This is a genomic window from Variovorax sp. OV700 (assembly GCF_900099805.1).
GTDB lineage: Bacteria > Pseudomonadota > Gammaproteobacteria > Burkholderiales > Burkholderiaceae_C > Variovorax.
The window spans coordinates 560,328-574,507 of sequence record NZ_FNDR01000003.1; the positions used below are offsets into that span (position 1 = coordinate 560,328).

General features: G+C 66.2%; 12 protein-coding genes. 2 read left to right on the plus strand and 10 right to left on the minus strand.

Annotated elements, in window-relative coordinates; translation table 11 throughout:
* Positions 1-10: 10 nt before the first annotated feature.
* The 4 genes from BLR24_RS09615 to mutS are packed head-to-tail and all read right to left on the minus strand — an operon-like array spanning position 11 to position 5,116.
* On the minus strand, positions 11-730 hold the full coding sequence (locus BLR24_RS09615) for a response regulator transcription factor (RefSeq protein WP_093016166.1): 720 nt from the start codon (positions 728-730) through the stop codon (positions 11-13).
* Positions 731-781: 51 nt separating this feature from the next.
* The gene (locus BLR24_RS09620; protein WP_093016169.1) at positions 782-1,585 is read right to left on the minus strand and encodes an alpha/beta fold hydrolase; all 804 of its coding nucleotides are present in this window, start codon (positions 1,583-1,585) and stop codon (positions 782-784) included.
* 5 nt (positions 1,586-1,590) lie between these two features.
* The gene (locus BLR24_RS09625; protein WP_093016342.1) at positions 1,591-2,430 is read right to left on the minus strand and encodes a proteasome-type protease; all 840 of its coding nucleotides are present in this window, start codon (positions 2,428-2,430) and stop codon (positions 1,591-1,593) included.
* Between the two features lie 28 nt (positions 2,431-2,458).
* A complete protein-coding gene (mutS, locus tag BLR24_RS09630) occupies positions 2,459-5,116 on the minus strand; it encodes a DNA mismatch repair protein MutS (RefSeq protein WP_093016172.1) in 2,658 nt (885 codons plus the stop codon).
* Between the two features lie 131 nt (positions 5,117-5,247).
* Between mutS and BLR24_RS09635 the strand changes: the two genes are divergently transcribed.
* Positions 5,248-5,874 carry a hypothetical protein gene (locus BLR24_RS09635; protein WP_093016344.1) on the plus strand — a complete coding sequence of 209 codons (627 nt, stop codon included), beginning with the start codon at positions 5,248-5,250 and terminating at the stop codon, positions 5,872-5,874.
* Positions 5,875-5,907: 33 nt separating this feature from the next.
* Complete coding sequence (locus tag BLR24_RS09640; protein ID WP_093016174.1) at positions 5,908-6,885, plus strand: magnesium and cobalt transport protein CorA; 978 nt, start codon at positions 5,908-5,910, stop codon at positions 6,883-6,885.
* Between the two features lie 145 nt (positions 6,886-7,030).
* On the opposite strand, the gene BLR24_RS09645 is transcribed toward BLR24_RS09640, so the two are convergent.
* From BLR24_RS09645 to BLR24_RS09670, 6 genes are all read right to left on the minus strand, one after another.
* Positions 7,031-7,873 (minus strand): siderophore-interacting protein, encoded by an 843-nt coding sequence (locus tag BLR24_RS09645; protein ID WP_093016176.1) that lies wholly within the window; start codon positions 7,871-7,873, stop codon positions 7,031-7,033.
* A gap of 15 nt (positions 7,874-7,888) precedes the next feature.
* Positions 7,889-8,506, minus strand: coding sequence for a PadR family transcriptional regulator (locus BLR24_RS09650; protein ID WP_093016346.1), 618 nt, complete (start codon positions 8,504-8,506; stop codon positions 7,889-7,891).
* 87 nt (positions 8,507-8,593) lie between these two features.
* The gene (locus tag BLR24_RS09655) at positions 8,594-9,484 is read right to left on the minus strand and encodes a 2OG-Fe(II) oxygenase (protein ID WP_093016178.1); all 891 of its coding nucleotides are present in this window, start codon (positions 9,482-9,484) and stop codon (positions 8,594-8,596) included.
* Between the two features lie 3 nt (positions 9,485-9,487).
* On the minus strand, positions 9,488-10,111 hold the full coding sequence (locus tag BLR24_RS09660) for a hypothetical protein (RefSeq protein ID WP_093016180.1): 624 nt from the start codon (positions 10,109-10,111) through the stop codon (positions 9,488-9,490).
* A 20-nt stretch (positions 10,112-10,131) separates the two neighbouring features.
* Entirely contained in the window at positions 10,132-11,541 is a 1,410-nt protein-coding gene (locus BLR24_RS09665) for a cytochrome-c peroxidase (protein ID WP_093016182.1), read from the minus strand.
* Positions 11,538-13,853 (minus strand): phosphoesterase, encoded by a 2,316-nt coding sequence (locus BLR24_RS09670; protein ID WP_093016184.1) that lies wholly within the window; start codon positions 13,851-13,853, stop codon positions 11,538-11,540. The genes BLR24_RS09665 and BLR24_RS09670 overlap by 4 nt, the downstream gene beginning before the upstream one ends.
* Positions 13,854-14,180: the final 327 nt, after the last annotated feature.

Here is a 14,180-nt window from a genome sequence, read left to right on the forward strand (position 1 = left end):
CAAGCACCGGTCAGTGCAGCAAGCCGTGCCTTCGGGCCTGATAGACCGCCTCGGTGCGGGAGTTGACGGCCAGCTTTCGGTAGATGTTCTTGGTGTGGCACTCGACCGTCAACTTGGAGATCGACAGCGATTCGGCCATGTCGCGATTGCTCAGCCCCTGCGACACGAGTTCGAGGATCTTTCGCTCCCGCGGGGTCAGCGCAACCGCAAGCGGGGCAGGCGGTGGGACGGGCGCATCGGCCGCCAACACGGCGGATGGCGACGATTGCTGCGCTGCAAGCCAGCCGAGGATATGGCGCGCAATGGCCGGATCGATCGGCGCGCCCCCTTGCTCGATGCTGCGCAGCGCAATGCTCAGTTCGAGGTCGTCGCGCTCCTTCAGCAGGTAGCCGATGGCGCCGGCACGCAGCGCCGCGAAGATGGTTTCCTCGGTCCGCCAGGCCGAGATCACCACCGCCGGCACCTTGGGATGCGTCGCCTGCATCCAGTCGATCAGTTCGACGCCGCTGCCGTCCGGCAGGCCGATGTCGACCAGCGCGACGCCAAAGCTCTGGGCCTCGAGCATTTTCTTGGCCGTGGCAACGCTGTCGGCCCAGGCGATCTGCGGCTCGTCGCAGCCGAGCGTCGACAGCACGCGGCCCAGGCGCTCGCGCATCGCCGGGTCGTCTTCGACCACCAGCGAGGGACTCAGGGAAACGGCTTCAACGATTTCCGGTCGGGAAATGGACATGTGCCGGCATTCTGATCGGTGGAAGCCAGTAGGTCGTTCTTGCTTTGGCGATCAGCCCAGCAGGTTGCGCAGCGACGCCTCGATGGCCGCGGCGGTGGCGAGCGGCTTTTCCATGGGAAAGAGATGCGTGCCGTCGAGCATGGCAATGCGCCCCTTGGTGACCTGCTGGGTCATCTTCATGCCCACCTGCTTCATCTCGGCCGACTGGCGCCCGCCGATGAAAGCCACCTTGCACTTGAGCGGATTGCGTCGCAACAGCGCGCTGAGATTGTGGGGCAGGGTGTTGTAGATCGCGGTTTCCACGTTGCGATCGAAGCTCAGCTCGCGGGTGTCCTCGCTGTCGAAAGTGCCGTGGTCGATGTAGTCGTGCAGCACCTGCTCGTCCCACTTGGCAAAGGCCTTCTTGCCGCGAAAGTGCTCGAACACTTCTTCGCGGTGCGCCCAGCGGTTCTTGCGCCGGCGGCTCACGGCGCCGGGCGACACGGTCTTCATCAGCGGGGTGCGCTTGACCAGGTTCAGCGTGTTGGCACGCCAGCCACCGAGAACGGGGGAGTCGAGCAGCACCACGCCGCAGGCGAGCGCCGGATGCATGGCCGCGCACATCAGGCTCAGGAAACCGCCGAACGAATGGCCGACCAAAAACACCGGCTTGCCGGCGCGGTCGGCGTGCTGCCGGGCAAAGTCGGCCAGCTGCTGCACCAGGTGCGGCCAGTTGTCGGTGACAGGGTATTTCGGGTCGTGGCCGAACTTCTCGATGGCATCGACCTCGAAGCCGCGGTTGCGCAGGCTGTCGAGAACGACGCGGTAGGTACTCGCAGGGAAGCTGTTGCCGTGCGAAAAAACGACCGGAGGCACGGGGTTCAGATCAGCTTTTCGTCGGGCGTGGAGATTTTCCGCAGCGGGCTGTGGCGGGTTGCCGGCATCTTCAGCGGATGCTCGGTGGCGGCGTCGTCCCACACCGGGTCTTCGATGCTGTCGAACACCTCGCGCAGCTTCTGGCCCCAGCTGTTGTGCATCATGCGGTAGTAGGGGTTGTCGGCGTCGATGCAGATCACGCGGTCGGTCTCGAACTTGTTGGCCTCGTACACCACCAGGTCGAGCGGCAGGCCGACCGAAAGGTTCGACTTCATGGTCGAGTCCATCGACACCAGCGCGCACTTGGCGGCTTCATCGAGCGGGGTTTCGGGCGTGAGCACGCGGTCGAGCACGGGCTTGCCGTATTTCGATTCGCCGACCTGGAAGTAGGGCGTCTCGGTGGTGGCCTCGATGAAGTTGCCGGCCGCGTAGACCAGGAACAGGCGCATGCCTTCACCCTTGACCTGTCCGCCGAAGATGAAGGACACGTTGAAGTCGAGGCCCGCATGCTTGAGCGCCTCGGCGTCGCGGTCGTACACGTGGCGCACGGCCGAGCCGAGCACGCGCGCGGCGTCGAACATGCTCTTGGCGTTCCAGATGGTGATGGGGGCGCCCTGAGTGCCGTCTTCGCGGGTTTCGCGCAGTTCCTCGATCTGGAGGATTTCGCGCACCGACTGCGAGATGCTCAGGTTGCCCGCCGACAGCAGCACCATGACGCGGTCGCCGGGCTGCTCGTAGACGATCATCTTGCGGAAGGTGCTGATGTGGTCCACGCCCGCGTTGGTGCGCGAGTCGGAAAGAAACACCAGGCCGGCGTTGAGTTTGATGCCTACGCAGTAAGTCATGAGTTCGTCTCGCATGAATCAGGCCCGCTCAGGCGGCACTGCGTTCACGCGTGTTCAGTTTTTGGAGGGCATAGAGCGCGTCGAGGGCTTCGCGCGGGCTCATCGTGTCGGGGTCGAGTGCAGCCAGCGCGGATTCTACGGCGCTGGCCATGGGAGTTTCAGCCGCGGGTGGCGGTGCAAACAGGTCGACCTGTGCACGAGTTTGCGCATGCTGCGATTCAAGTGCCTCCAGCGCCTGCCGCGCATGGTTGACCACCGCGGCAGGCATGCCGGCGAGCCGCGCCACCTGGATGCCGTAGCTCTTGCTGGCCGGACCGGGCTGCATTTCGTGCAGAAACACGATGTCGCGGCCCGCTTCGGTGGCGCTCACATGCATGTTCACTGCAGAGTGGTGCGTGGCCGGGAATTCGGTCAGCTCGAAGTAGTGGGTGGCAAAGAGCGTGAACGCCTTGCTGCGGTCGTGCAGCTGAGCCGCGATGCCGGCCGCCAGCGCCAGCCCGTCGAAGGTGCTGGTGCCGCGGCCGATTTCGTCCATCAGCACCAGCGATTGGGCGGTGGCGCCGTGCAAGATTTGCGCGGCCTCGGTCATTTCGAGCATGAAGGTCGACTGCGCGTTGGCCAGGTCGTCCGCCGCGCCGATGCGCGTGTGGATCGCGTCGATCGGCCCGAGCCGGCAGGCCGCGGCCGGCACGTGCGAGCCGATGGAAGCCAGCAGCACGATGATCGCCACCTGCCGCATGTAGGTCGACTTGCCGCCCATGTTGGGGCCGGTGATGATCTGCATGCGCTGCTGCGGCCCGAGCTGCGTGTCGTTGGCAATGAAGCCGCCCGACGACTTTTCGGCCAGCCGCGCTTCCACCACCGGGTGGCGGCCCTGCTGGATCTCGATGCAGGGGTGTGAGACGAAGCTCGGCGCGCGCCAGTGCAGCGTGTGCGAACGCTCCGCCAGCGCGCACAGCGTGTCGAGCGTGGCAATGGCACCGGCCAGTTGCGTGAGCGCCGGCACCGAGGGCTGCAGCGCATCGAGCAGCTGTTCGTAGAGCCATTTCTCGCGCGCCAGGGCGCGGTCTTGCGCGCTCAGCGCCTTGTCTTCGAAAGTCTTGAGCTCGGGCGTGATGAAGCGCTCGGCGTTCTTCAGCGTCTGGCGGCGGCGGTAGTTGTCGGGCACCTTCGAGAGCGCGCTTTGCGTCACCTCGATGTAGAAGCCATGCACGCGATTGAACTGCACCCGCAGGTTGCTGATGCCGGTGCGCTCGCGTTCGCTGATTTCGAGCTTCAGCAGGAAGTCGTCGCAGTTCTCGCTGATCGCGCGCAGCTCGTCGAGCTCGGCGTCGTGGCCGGTGGCGATCACCCCGCCATCGCGCACCAGCGCCGACGGATCGGGCTTGATGGCGCTCACCAGCAGGTCGGCGCAGCCCGGCGGGGGCGCGAGCCGCTCGGCAATCCGGTCGAGCAGCGCGGCCGAGGCGGGCAAAAGCGGCGCCAACTGCTCGGCCTTGGCGAGTGCCAGGCGCAGCGCCAGCAGCTCGCGCGGGCGCACCTGCCTGAGCGCGATGCGCGCCGCAATGCGCTCCACGTCGCTCGTGTTCTTGAGCTGCTCGCGCAGCGAGCGCCAGGGCGCGGCCGTGCCGCCCAGCACCGTGGACTGCAGCGCGCCGATGGCTTCGAGCCGCGCCTGCGCCTCGCTGCGGTCGCGCCGGGGCGACAGCAGCCAGCGCTTCAAGAGGCGGCTGCCCATGCCCGTCATGCAGGTGTCCAGCAGCGAGAACATCGTGGGCGAGTCTTCGCCGCGCAGCGTCTGCACCAGTTCCAGGTTGCGCCGCGTGGTGGGTGGCAGCTCGATCAGGTCGCCGTCGCGCTCCACCGAAAGGCGCTGCACGTGCGAGAGGGCGCGGCCCTGCGTGTGCTCGGCATAGCCCAGCAGCGCGGCCGCCGCGGCATGCGCGTTGGAAAGCGTTTCGGCGTTCCAGGCGGCAAGGCTGTTGCTGCCCATCTGCTCGCTGAGCTTGCGTTCGCCCAGCCCGCCGTCGAACTGCCAGGCCGGGCGGATCGAGAGGGTGAAGGGCGTGGCCGCGCGCGCGGCCTTCAGGCGCTGCTCGAAGGCGGGCGTTACCTCGGCGCTGTAGAGCAGCTCGCTCGGTGCGATGCGTGCGATCCAGGCTTCGAGCGCGTCGGCCGGGCATTCGGCCAGCCGCAGCTCGGCGCCCGTGACGCTGAGCCAGGCCAACCCGCAGAAGTTGCGCGTGCCCGCATGCACCGCGAGCAGCAGCGATTCGCTCTTGTCGTTGAGCAGCTCCGAGTCGGTCAGCGTGCCGGGCGTGACCACCCGCACCACCTTGCGCTCGACTGGCCCCTTGCTCGCGCCGACCTCGCCCACCTGCTCGCAGATGGCGACCGATTCGCCGAGCTTGATGAGCCGCGCAAGGTAGGTGTCGACCGCGTGAAAGGGCACGCCGCACATCACCACCGGCTGCCCGGCCGACTGGCCGCGCTGGGTGAGCGTGATGTCGAGCAGGCGCGCGGCCTTTTCGGCATCGGCCCAGAACAGCTCGTAGAAATCGCCCATCCGGTAGAACAGCAGGGTGTCCGGATGGTTCGCCTTGAGGCCCAAATACTGCGACATCATGGGCGTATGCCCGGAGAAGTCGCTGGTGGAGGGAGAGGGTTGCGCAGTCGTCGTTTTCACTCGGACGATTATCGGGGACGCCGGACGGCTCGGCCGACGGCCGACCTGGCCGGCTTGCCGGCGCGAATCAGCGTCCACCCCGCCGTTCTAAAATCTGCCGGCGCGAACCCCGCGTGAAGAACAAGGCGCCCATGGTCCACCCGGATGAATTCAAAGGCCCTGATGCAGACGCGCTGCCAGACACCGCGACCTTGCCCGCAGAACTCGCCGCGCTGTATCTCTGCATGTCGCCGGCCCAGCTTGCCGACCTGCGCAAGTCGAGACGGCCCGATGGCCGAGCTGGCAACGGCCCCCCCATCATCAAGCCTGCCGAAAGCAGCGCAAAGGGGGCGAAAGACCCGGTGCTCTACCAACTCAGCACCTTGCGCGACTTTGCGAAGTCGCACACCGCCCCAACAGCCTTCGACACCGCGTTGAATTCCGGGATGCTAGGCTGGGTGACCGCCAAGCTGCCCTTCTTCGCCGAGCTCGAACCCCGCGTCAAGCGCGGCCGGCGCGTGCTCATCGGCGGCGCCTGGGACCGGGCGGACCCGCTGCGCGAGAAGCGCTTCGTGGAGCTGGCGAAGGGCCGCATCCGCTTCACATCATTGACATGCGCCGAAGCCGCCGCGAGTCTGTGGGCCGACGTTGCAAGCCACTCGGCGTTCGCCGAAAAGGGGCTCGCCCTGCTCAGGGGCGAGACAGAGGCCATCGAGGCTTCGCTGGCCGCCACCGCCCTCCTGGCCGCGGCTTCGAACCCAGATGCGGTGAAGACCTGACCCCACATCCAGTTTGACCATGGACGAGTACCGATGCTGATCAACTGCGTTGCCTATGAGAACGGCGCCAAGCTCGCCGATATTCCGGTGGAGGACATCAGCGAATACATCATCCGGCCCGGCTGTTTCGTCTGGGTAGCGCTGAGCGACGCCACGCCGGAAGAGCTGGCCCAGATGCAGGACGAGTTCAACCTGCATCCGCTGGCAGTGGAAGACGCCCACCATGGCCACCAGCGGCCCAAGGTGGAGGAATATGGCGACTCCCTCTTCGTGGTGATGCACCTGGTCGAGCCCGCTGCCGAGGGCGAATATTCGGTGAACGTGGGCGAGGTCGACGTGTTCGTGGGCAAGAACTACGTGCTCTCGGTGCGCAACCGCAGCAAACAAGGCTTTCTGGGCGTGCGTGAGCGCTGCGAGCGAGAGCCCGAGCTGTTGCGCAACGGCGCGGGCTTTGTGCTTTATGCGCTGATGGATGCGGTGGTCGACCGCTACTTTCCGGTGATCGATGCGCTCGAGGTGGAGCTGGAATCCATCGAGCAGCAGATCTTTACGCAAGGCGGCGCGGCGCGCGACAAGATCAAGCAGCTGTACGACCTGAAGCGGCGCAGCCTGATTCTCAAGCGCGCGGTGGCGCCGCTGGTGGAGGCCGCCGGCAAGCTGCACGGTGGTCGGGTGCCACAGATCTGCGTGACATCGCAGGAATATTTTCGCGACGTGGCCGATCACCTCGGGCGCATCAACGGCTCCATCGACGCCATGCGCGACACCATCGGCACCGCCATTTCGGTGAACCTTTCGATGGTCACCATCGAGGAGAGCGAAGTGACCAAGCGGCTTGCCGCCTGGGCCAGCATCTTTGCGGTGTGCACCGCGTTCGCCGGCATCTGGGGCATGAACTTCGAGCACATGCCCGAGCTGAAATTGCGCTATGGATATGCGATGGCCTTGGCGCTGATGGGCGGCACCTGCAGTTATCTTTACTACCGGTTCAAGCGGGCCGGCTGGATCTGAGTTTCTTTTTTTCTTTCTCCCTCCCCTTCCGGGGGAGGGCAGGGGTGGGGGCAAGCGGCGTATCAAGCGATAGCGGCCTTTTCATAGGCCGCGTGCCCCCATCCCAACCTTCCCCCGGAAGGGGAAGGAGCAAAACCGAAGGCGCTTACTCGTCGTGCGTATCGTGCGTGGCCACTGCGCCGCGCCGCCAGTAGCCAGAGGCGCGAACCCACTTCGGGTTGGCGCCGCGCTCGCCCACCAGATGCGCGCGCAACGCCTTAGCAATCGCCGATTCGCATCCCACCCACGCATGAAAGTCGCCGGCAGGCAGCTTCATCGCCTTGAGCGCATCGACCAGAACAGGGCTCACCCCCGGCTCGGCGCCGCGGCGGTGCACCCATTGCAGCGTGAGTTCGGCTTGCGTCTCGAACGGAATCTGGTCGGCTTCGCTGTCGACCTCTGCCAGCACCACCACCCGCGCGCCGGCCGGCAGCTCGGACAGGCGCCGGGCGATGGCGGGCAGGGCGGTGTCGTCGCCGATCAGCAAGTGCCAGTCGAATTCGGTCGGCACGATGAACGAACCGCGCGGGCCGCCCACGCCCAGCACGTCGCCGGGCTTGGCCTGCTCGGCCCATTGGGTGGCGGGGCCGGCCTCGTGTAGCGCGAAGTCGATTTCGAGCGTGTTGGCCTTGGCGTCGTACCGGCGCGGCGTGTAGTCGCGCATGGTCGGCCGGCCGCTCGCGGGCCACACCGGACCGTCTGGGCCGACAGTCGGAAGCGTGAGCTGGCCTGTTGCGGCATCGGGGAAAAAGACCTTCGAGTGGTCGTCGAAGCCCAGGCTCGTGAACCCCGCGAGGTCGTCGCCCGTGAGGGTGATGCGGATCAGGTGCGGCGTGATGCGCTGCGCCGTCTTCACGGTGAGCTGGCGAAAACGAAGCTCGTGGCGCACGCGGCGCGGCGTGCGGTCGGGCGCGCCGACAGGGGAGGTTGTGGTGGTGAAGTCAGTCATTCAAGAAAATTCTTTCTAGAGTCGTTCCAGTTGCTGGGCGGCGCTGTCGAGCACCGCGGCGAAATCGTGGGCTTGTTGTTCGGTGAGGGGCTTGCCCGAGAGGCGCATGCGCATCGCGAGCTTCAGGTTCTCGATGGCGCGCGTGACCTGCGGCGGGCGCCCGCCGCGCGGCCCGGCCCCGTCGACGCCGCCGTTCATGCGGGCCATCATTGCGTCGGCCGTGTCGCGGTTGGCGGCCAGAAACTCCTGGCCGCTGGCGGTGATGCTGTAGCGCTTGCGCCCGCCGGTGTCGGCCGTTTCAACGCTGAGGTAGCCCATTTCTTCTAGCAGCGTGAGCGTGGGGTAGACCACGCCGGGGCTCGGTGCGTAGCTTCCGCCCAGTCGGTCTTCGATGGCCTTGATGAGCTCGTAGCCGTGCGCCGGCTTCTCGGCGATGAGCTGAAGCAGCACGAAGCGCAGACCGCCGTGGCCGAAGACCCGCCCGCCGCCGCGTCCGCCGCGGCCTCCTCCGTGCATGCGCTCTTCACCGCCGCCATGGCGGGGGCCGCAGCCGCCGGAAAGGCCGTCTTCGTGTTCGCCACGGGGGGCGTGGCAGTGGTGATGGTGGTGGTGGCCGAAGTGGAAATGTCTCATGGCGGGCATCCTTTCCGAGGTGTGTCGAGATTATTTTAGATATATCTAAATAAAAGTCAACCCGTACGCATCGGACGCCCGCGCTCGTCAGGGACCGGGCGCTTCTCCCGCCGGCACGAAGCGCCGCTGCCGCATCCACTTGGTCGCCACCCATTTCTCTCCGCGCACTACAAGCCCGCTCGCATGCAGCGATGCGTGGTCGACCTGCCCGAGGCTGTTGCAGTACTCGAAGTACACCGCGCTGCCGCGTTGCGGCGTTACCGACCACCCGGTTTCCCGAAACACTGTTTCGCCGCCTTCTTCCACCTCGTTGAGGTAGCCCACGAGCGTGCTCACGCGCTGGCCGCTGCGTTCCAGCGAGGCTTGGTTGGCCGCATTCGACGGCACCAGAAAATCGAAATGCGGCAGGCTCTGCGCGCCAGCCGGGTAGAGCAGCACCTGCAGGCCCTCGCCGTTTTCCACCGGCAGGTTCATGAGCTCGGACATGCGCTCGTCGAGCCGCGCGATGAAGGCGTTTTCGCGCAGCCGGAAGAACATGCCCAGGCTGCTGCGCTGTTCGCCCACGCGGTTTCGCCCGGTCAGCGGATCGACGGTGGTCGAGGGCGCCAGCCGCGGCCTGGCCAGGGCGATCAGCTCTTCGCACTCCTCGGCACTGAACACATCGTTCAGCACCGCCAGCGACGGCTGCGCCGCGCGCGCCACCACGCGCACGATCCGGTCCGCCGTGCGGATCGACGTGCCCGGCGGCAGCCGCGACGCTTCGTGTTCATAGGCCGGCGTCACTGTCACCGAATCGGTCGGCACCGGGCTTCCGGTGCGCAGCGCGAAGACAAAGGCATCGACGATGGCCTTGGCCGCTTCCGGAGGCATGTCTTGCGCGCGCATGGCCACCACCACCTGCGCGGGCGTGCATCCCTGGCGCAGGTTGTGCAGCACCCAGTCGCTCAGTGCGGGCGAGAAACGCAGCACGGCATCCATGGCTCAGACGCCCTCCGGAACCCAGCCGGTTTGCGTGCGCTTGAAGTTCTGCTTCAGCTGCATCGTGCCGGCCCCGCGCACCACGCGGTCCATCATCGGAAAAGCCTTTTGCACGTCGGCATCGCCGGTCCACGGCGCGGCATCGATCTTGTAGGTGTAGGTGACAACGACGGCGGATGCGTCTTTCTCGTCCTTGCGTGCTTCCCAGCCCACGACCTTGTCGAGGGTCAGGTGGGCGGCGCAGAAGTCGCCCTGGGTTTCGCGCGCGTGAAAGTACTTCTTTCCTTCTTCGGTCAGCGCATATCGCGTGACGGCGATCTCGGTGGGCTGTTGGCTTTCCTTGGCGTCTTGCACCTTGGCCGCGGATGCGCTCACCAGCCCGACGTGCTCCAGCACCGGCATTTGCACCGCGTTGCGCGAACGCGTGCCCGCTTCCCGCTGTGGCACGTCGATGGGCCATTGCGTCTTGCCCAGGCACAGGTCGCCCTTCTTCGCCAGGTAGGCATTCATCGCGGCCGTCAGGTTCTGCAGATTGGCTTCGGGCTGCTGCGGGCCGCACGCAGCGAGCAGGGCGAGCACGGCCAGCGCAACCGCGCCCAGCACCGTGGAAATTTTTTCGTTGTTCATGGAAGGAGAGAAGAAAGGAATCAATTGACGCATGCACCTGGCTTCGTGGGCGTTGCGGGCTTCGTGTCCGCATCGCTCAAGGTGTTCAGGAAGCAGACCAGGTCGGCAATGTCCTGTTCGGACATGGGAGGCGTCGAGCCCGCGGCGCGGCCGTCCATCGGCAGCTGGGTATCGATGTTCGGCGCGTAGGCCGCTGGCAGGTCGTCGTACTTCTGGACCTTGCCGCCCGTGTACTGGGTGGTGACGAGGCCGTAGCCCGGAAAGCCGGGTTCGTTCTTCGCCTTGGGCGTGCCGCCCACGGTGGGGTACCAGAGCTCGGGTTGCGTGTCGCGCGTGTTGTAGAAGCGGATGACCTGTTCCAGCGAATGCATCACGCCGTTGTGGAAGAAGGCCGTGCGCGTCGCCACGTTGCGCAGGCTTGGCGCCTTGAACATGCCGCAGAAGCTGTTCGCGGCATTGGGCGCGGCCGGCGCGTGGTCGGTGCGCAGCGGGCCGCACACGCCCATGTCGAAGTACTGCACGTTGTTGTTGGCGGGAATGCCGGCGTTGCGCGGCACGCCGATTGCCTCGTAGGAGAAGTCGGTGAACAGCGCCGAGCTGCCGTTGAGGCCCGCGCCCTGGTAGTGGCACGACGCGCAGTTGCCCGTGGCCGGATTGGCAAACACCTTGAGGCCGCGCGCTTCCGCAGGCGTGAGCGTGCCGCCGATCTTGTTGCCCGCATACAGGTCGAACTTGCTGCTGTACGGATGAAAGCTCCTGTCCTCGAGCTGGTAGGCCTGCAGGGCCAGCAAGGCATTGGCAAAGGCGGCGTCGCTGTCGTCGAACACCTTTGCACCGAAAGCCTTGGCGATGAGCGGCGCGTAGTCGGCGGCCTGCAGCTTCTTCACCACGTCGGCGCTGCTGGCGTTGGCCATCTCGATCGGGTCGAGCAGCGGAATGCGGGCCTGCGCGGCCAGCGTGTCGGCGCGGCCGTCGGCGGTGAAGCCGCCGCCCGGGCCCGGCACGCTGATGCCGTCCGGGTTGTCCAGCAGGTCGGCGTAGGGCGGGGTGATGTCCTTGTAGCGCAGCGAAGGCACGGCACGCAGGCCGGCCTGGTCCATGTGCACGCCGCCGAGCTGCACCGACAGGTCGTTGGCCGGCGCATGCGCATGCGCCGGGTCGTGGCAGCTGGCACAAGACATGGCGCCGGAGCCCGAGAGGCTCTTGTCGAAGAACATCTTCTGGCCCACCTGCGCCGCAAGGCTCAGTGTGCTGGACGGCGCGGATGCCGCCGTCGGAGATGCGGATGCAGGTGCGGGTGCGGGTGCGGATGCGCCCGCCATGGCGCCCGTGGCCGTGCCCGGCAACGCGACGGCAGGGCCGCTGCCGCTGCCGCCGCATGCGACGACGAGCATCGCGCCTGCGATGCCCGCCGCACAGAGCGCCCTCATTGCTTCAGCGACCAGACATTCAGCTGGTTGGCATCGGGCCCGACCTGCGCCGTGGTCGACACGTCGCCCGACTGCTTCTGCGTATAGCTCGCCGGAATCACGAAGGCGTGGTTGATCGGCCGCACGCTGTCGAAGTGCGTGTCCGCGCTGCCTGCGTATTCCGGCAGGTTCATGATGTTCTCGGCGATGAAGGCCTCGGTGTACTTCGAGCGGTTCATGTACGAACCGTCGGCCACCGGGTCGGCCAGCTGAAACATGTCCTGCAGCGTGCGCACGAACGAGAAGTGGCTGTAGGCGTCGCTGTCGGACACGCCCTTGGGTGCGTTGGCCTTGTTGGTCAGGATGCCGAAGATGCTCTCGCCGTGGCCGCGGTTGCCCTTGGTGTAGTTGTTGATGGTCGCGTCCACCGACCAGGTGCCGTCCGCGTTCTGCTTGACCGGGTTGGCGACCGTGCTGTTCGACACGTTCCAGCCGCAGCAGGAGTTGAAGCCGCTGGTGGCACTGCCTTCGTCGAACATCAGCACGATGGCCACGCGCTTCTGCGGGTTCTGCCACAGCGGTGAAGCCTGGATGCGCTTCACCGTGAAATCGACGTAGTTGTCGCCGCGCGTGATGATCGGCGAGACGGCCGTGGCCGACACGTTGTTCGCCACGCTGCCGCAGTCGCTCGCGGTGCCGACGCCGCCGGTGCCCTTCACGCTGATGCCGTGCATGTCGTCGCACTGGTCGGGCACCAGGAAGTTCAGGTTGCCGACGTTGCCGCTCGCCAGGTCGGCGCCGAGCTGGTCGTAGTCGTAGCTGGCGGGAATGGCGTAGTCGGTGCTGTTCTTCAGCGTGGCGTCCCACTGGCCGCCGCCCATGGTGCGGTTGCTGTACTTCCATTCGGGCGCGCTGCGCACGTTCTGGTAGGCCATGCCGGGGTGGTGCTTGGTCTTGTACAGGCCCGCGGGCAGCGGCAGCGTGAGCGTGGCGTCGCCAATGGCCGTGGTGTTGCCGCCCAGCGTGCCCGGTGCATAGACGTTGTCCTTGGCGGTAACGGCCGCATCGGCCACGCTGTCGGTGCGGAAGTCCTGGCCCGGGTTCATCGACTCGCTGTACGTGCGCCAGGTCAGGCCGGCACTCGTCATTGCATTGAACAGGTTGGGCTTGCCCACGATGTTGTGGTTCACCGCGGCGGCCTGCGTGCAGGTGGCTGCGAACGGCGACTTGGACAGGCCGGGCTGCGTGTTGTCGGGCACGGGAGTGTCCTGCACGGCATTGGTGCCGGTCGCGTCGCAGTTCCACTGGCTGTCGTCGGTAATGCCCCAGTCGTCCGCACCGCCCAGCGCCGTGTAGTTGGGCTCGCTCGGGTTGCCGGTGGCGTAGTAGCTCACCAGCTGGTTGCCGGCCTTCAGGTAGCCGTTGATCTTGGGCGCGTAGGCCGAGTTCAGGATCGACATCGTGGCCTTGTTTTCCAGCATCACGATGAAGATGTTGTCGTAGCGCGGAATGCCTTCGACGTTGAAAGCCGCCTGCTGCGACTGCAGGAAGGTGATCGGCTTGCGGTTGTCCACCACGTTGGCCGTGGCCGTGGTCACGCCGGCCATGCCGGTCAGGCGCGGATCGCCGCCGGGGTTGGCCAGCGCATCAGGGAACTTGTCGCCGCGATCGAGCTTGGTGGTGGCGTAGGCGAAGCGGTTGTTCAGCGCATTGGCTTCGTTGAGCAAGGCGGTCTGCACGGTGCCGCTGGCGGCGTTGACGTCGCCGAGCAGGGAGGCGACGGGCACGCCCAGGCGCGTGGCCAGGTTCTGCTTCTCGACGGCATAGCTTGTGCCGTTGGCCTCGACCAGCCGCGCCACTTCGGACGACAGCGGGCTCACCACCACCGCCGTGCCTTGCTCCTGCACTTGATCGAGCATGACGCGCAGCACTTCGCGCGTGGCCACGTTGGTGTTGGTTGCGGTGTTCTTGGCGTTGGTGCCGATGTCAGCAATGAGTGCCGACGCGCCGGAGAGCGAAAGGCTGAACTTGCCATTGGCATCTGTGACCGCCGCAGGCTCGCCGGTGTCGCAGCGGCCATTGCCGTTGGCGTCCACGCAGACGGTGGCGCCGGCGTAGTAGCCGGCGCCGATTACCGGGTCGGCGCTGCTGCCGGGCTTGAAGGCGCTGGCCGTGAGCACACCGCTGAAGGTGGTGTTGCCGGGGCCGGCGGGTTGGCTCGTGCCGGGCTGGTTCGCGGGCGGCAGAAACGCGAACTGGCCTGTGCCGTTGTCGCCGCCTCCGCACGCGGCCAGCAGCGACGCTGCGAGCACGGTCAGGGTGGGGTACAGCAAACAGGATCTGATGTTTGGAGTGGCTTCTCTATTCAATTCGTTCTTTCGGCGTGGGAGGGGCATGACGCAGCGCCGCGCAGGGTGCGTCGGCGCTGAGGACCGCGAACGAATCTAGGTTTGCCCTGTGTCAGTCAAAAGGCAAAAGACTTAGGTGCGAATTAGGGAGGCGCAATGCTCAACCAAGCACGCAAAAACGCGAACTGCCGAAGTTCGGTCAAGTCGTCCGCGCCATGACCCGACTGTGGGTAGGACAAATCGCGTGACGTTTCGGTAACCTTTGTATATATTGCGACAAAACAATACAAAATGCTGCGTTCTCTCCGTGCT

Excerpts from the sequence above, each read along its gene's own strand:
- BLR24_RS09615 (WP_093016166.1), bottom strand. The coding sequence starts at position 730 with ATGTCCATTTCCCGACCGGAAATCGTTGAAGCCGTTTCCCTGAGTCCC.
- BLR24_RS09625 (WP_093016342.1), bottom strand. The coding sequence starts at position 2,430 with ATGACTTACTGCGTAGGCATCAAACTCAACGCCGGCCTGGTGTTTCTT.
- BLR24_RS09635 (WP_093016344.1), top strand. The coding sequence starts at position 5,248 with ATGGTCCACCCGGATGAATTCAAAGGCCCTGATGCAGACGCGCTGCCA.
- BLR24_RS09640 (WP_093016174.1), top strand. The coding sequence starts at position 5,908 with ATGCTGATCAACTGCGTTGCCTATGAGAACGGCGCCAAGCTCGCCGAT.
- BLR24_RS09645 (WP_093016176.1), bottom strand. The coding sequence starts at position 7,873 with ATGACTGACTTCACCACCACAACCTCCCCTGTCGGCGCGCCCGACCGC.
- BLR24_RS09650 (WP_093016346.1), bottom strand. The coding sequence starts at position 8,506 with ATGAGACATTTCCACTTCGGCCACCACCACCATCACCACTGCCACGCC.
- BLR24_RS09655 (WP_093016178.1), bottom strand. The coding sequence starts at position 9,484 with ATGGATGCCGTGCTGCGTTTCTCGCCCGCACTGAGCGACTGGGTGCTG.
- BLR24_RS09660 (WP_093016180.1), bottom strand. The coding sequence starts at position 10,111 with ATGAACAACGAAAAAATTTCCACGGTGCTGGGCGCGGTTGCGCTGGCC.
- BLR24_RS09665 (WP_093016182.1), bottom strand. The coding sequence starts at position 11,541 with ATGAGGGCGCTCTGTGCGGCGGGCATCGCAGGCGCGATGCTCGTCGTC.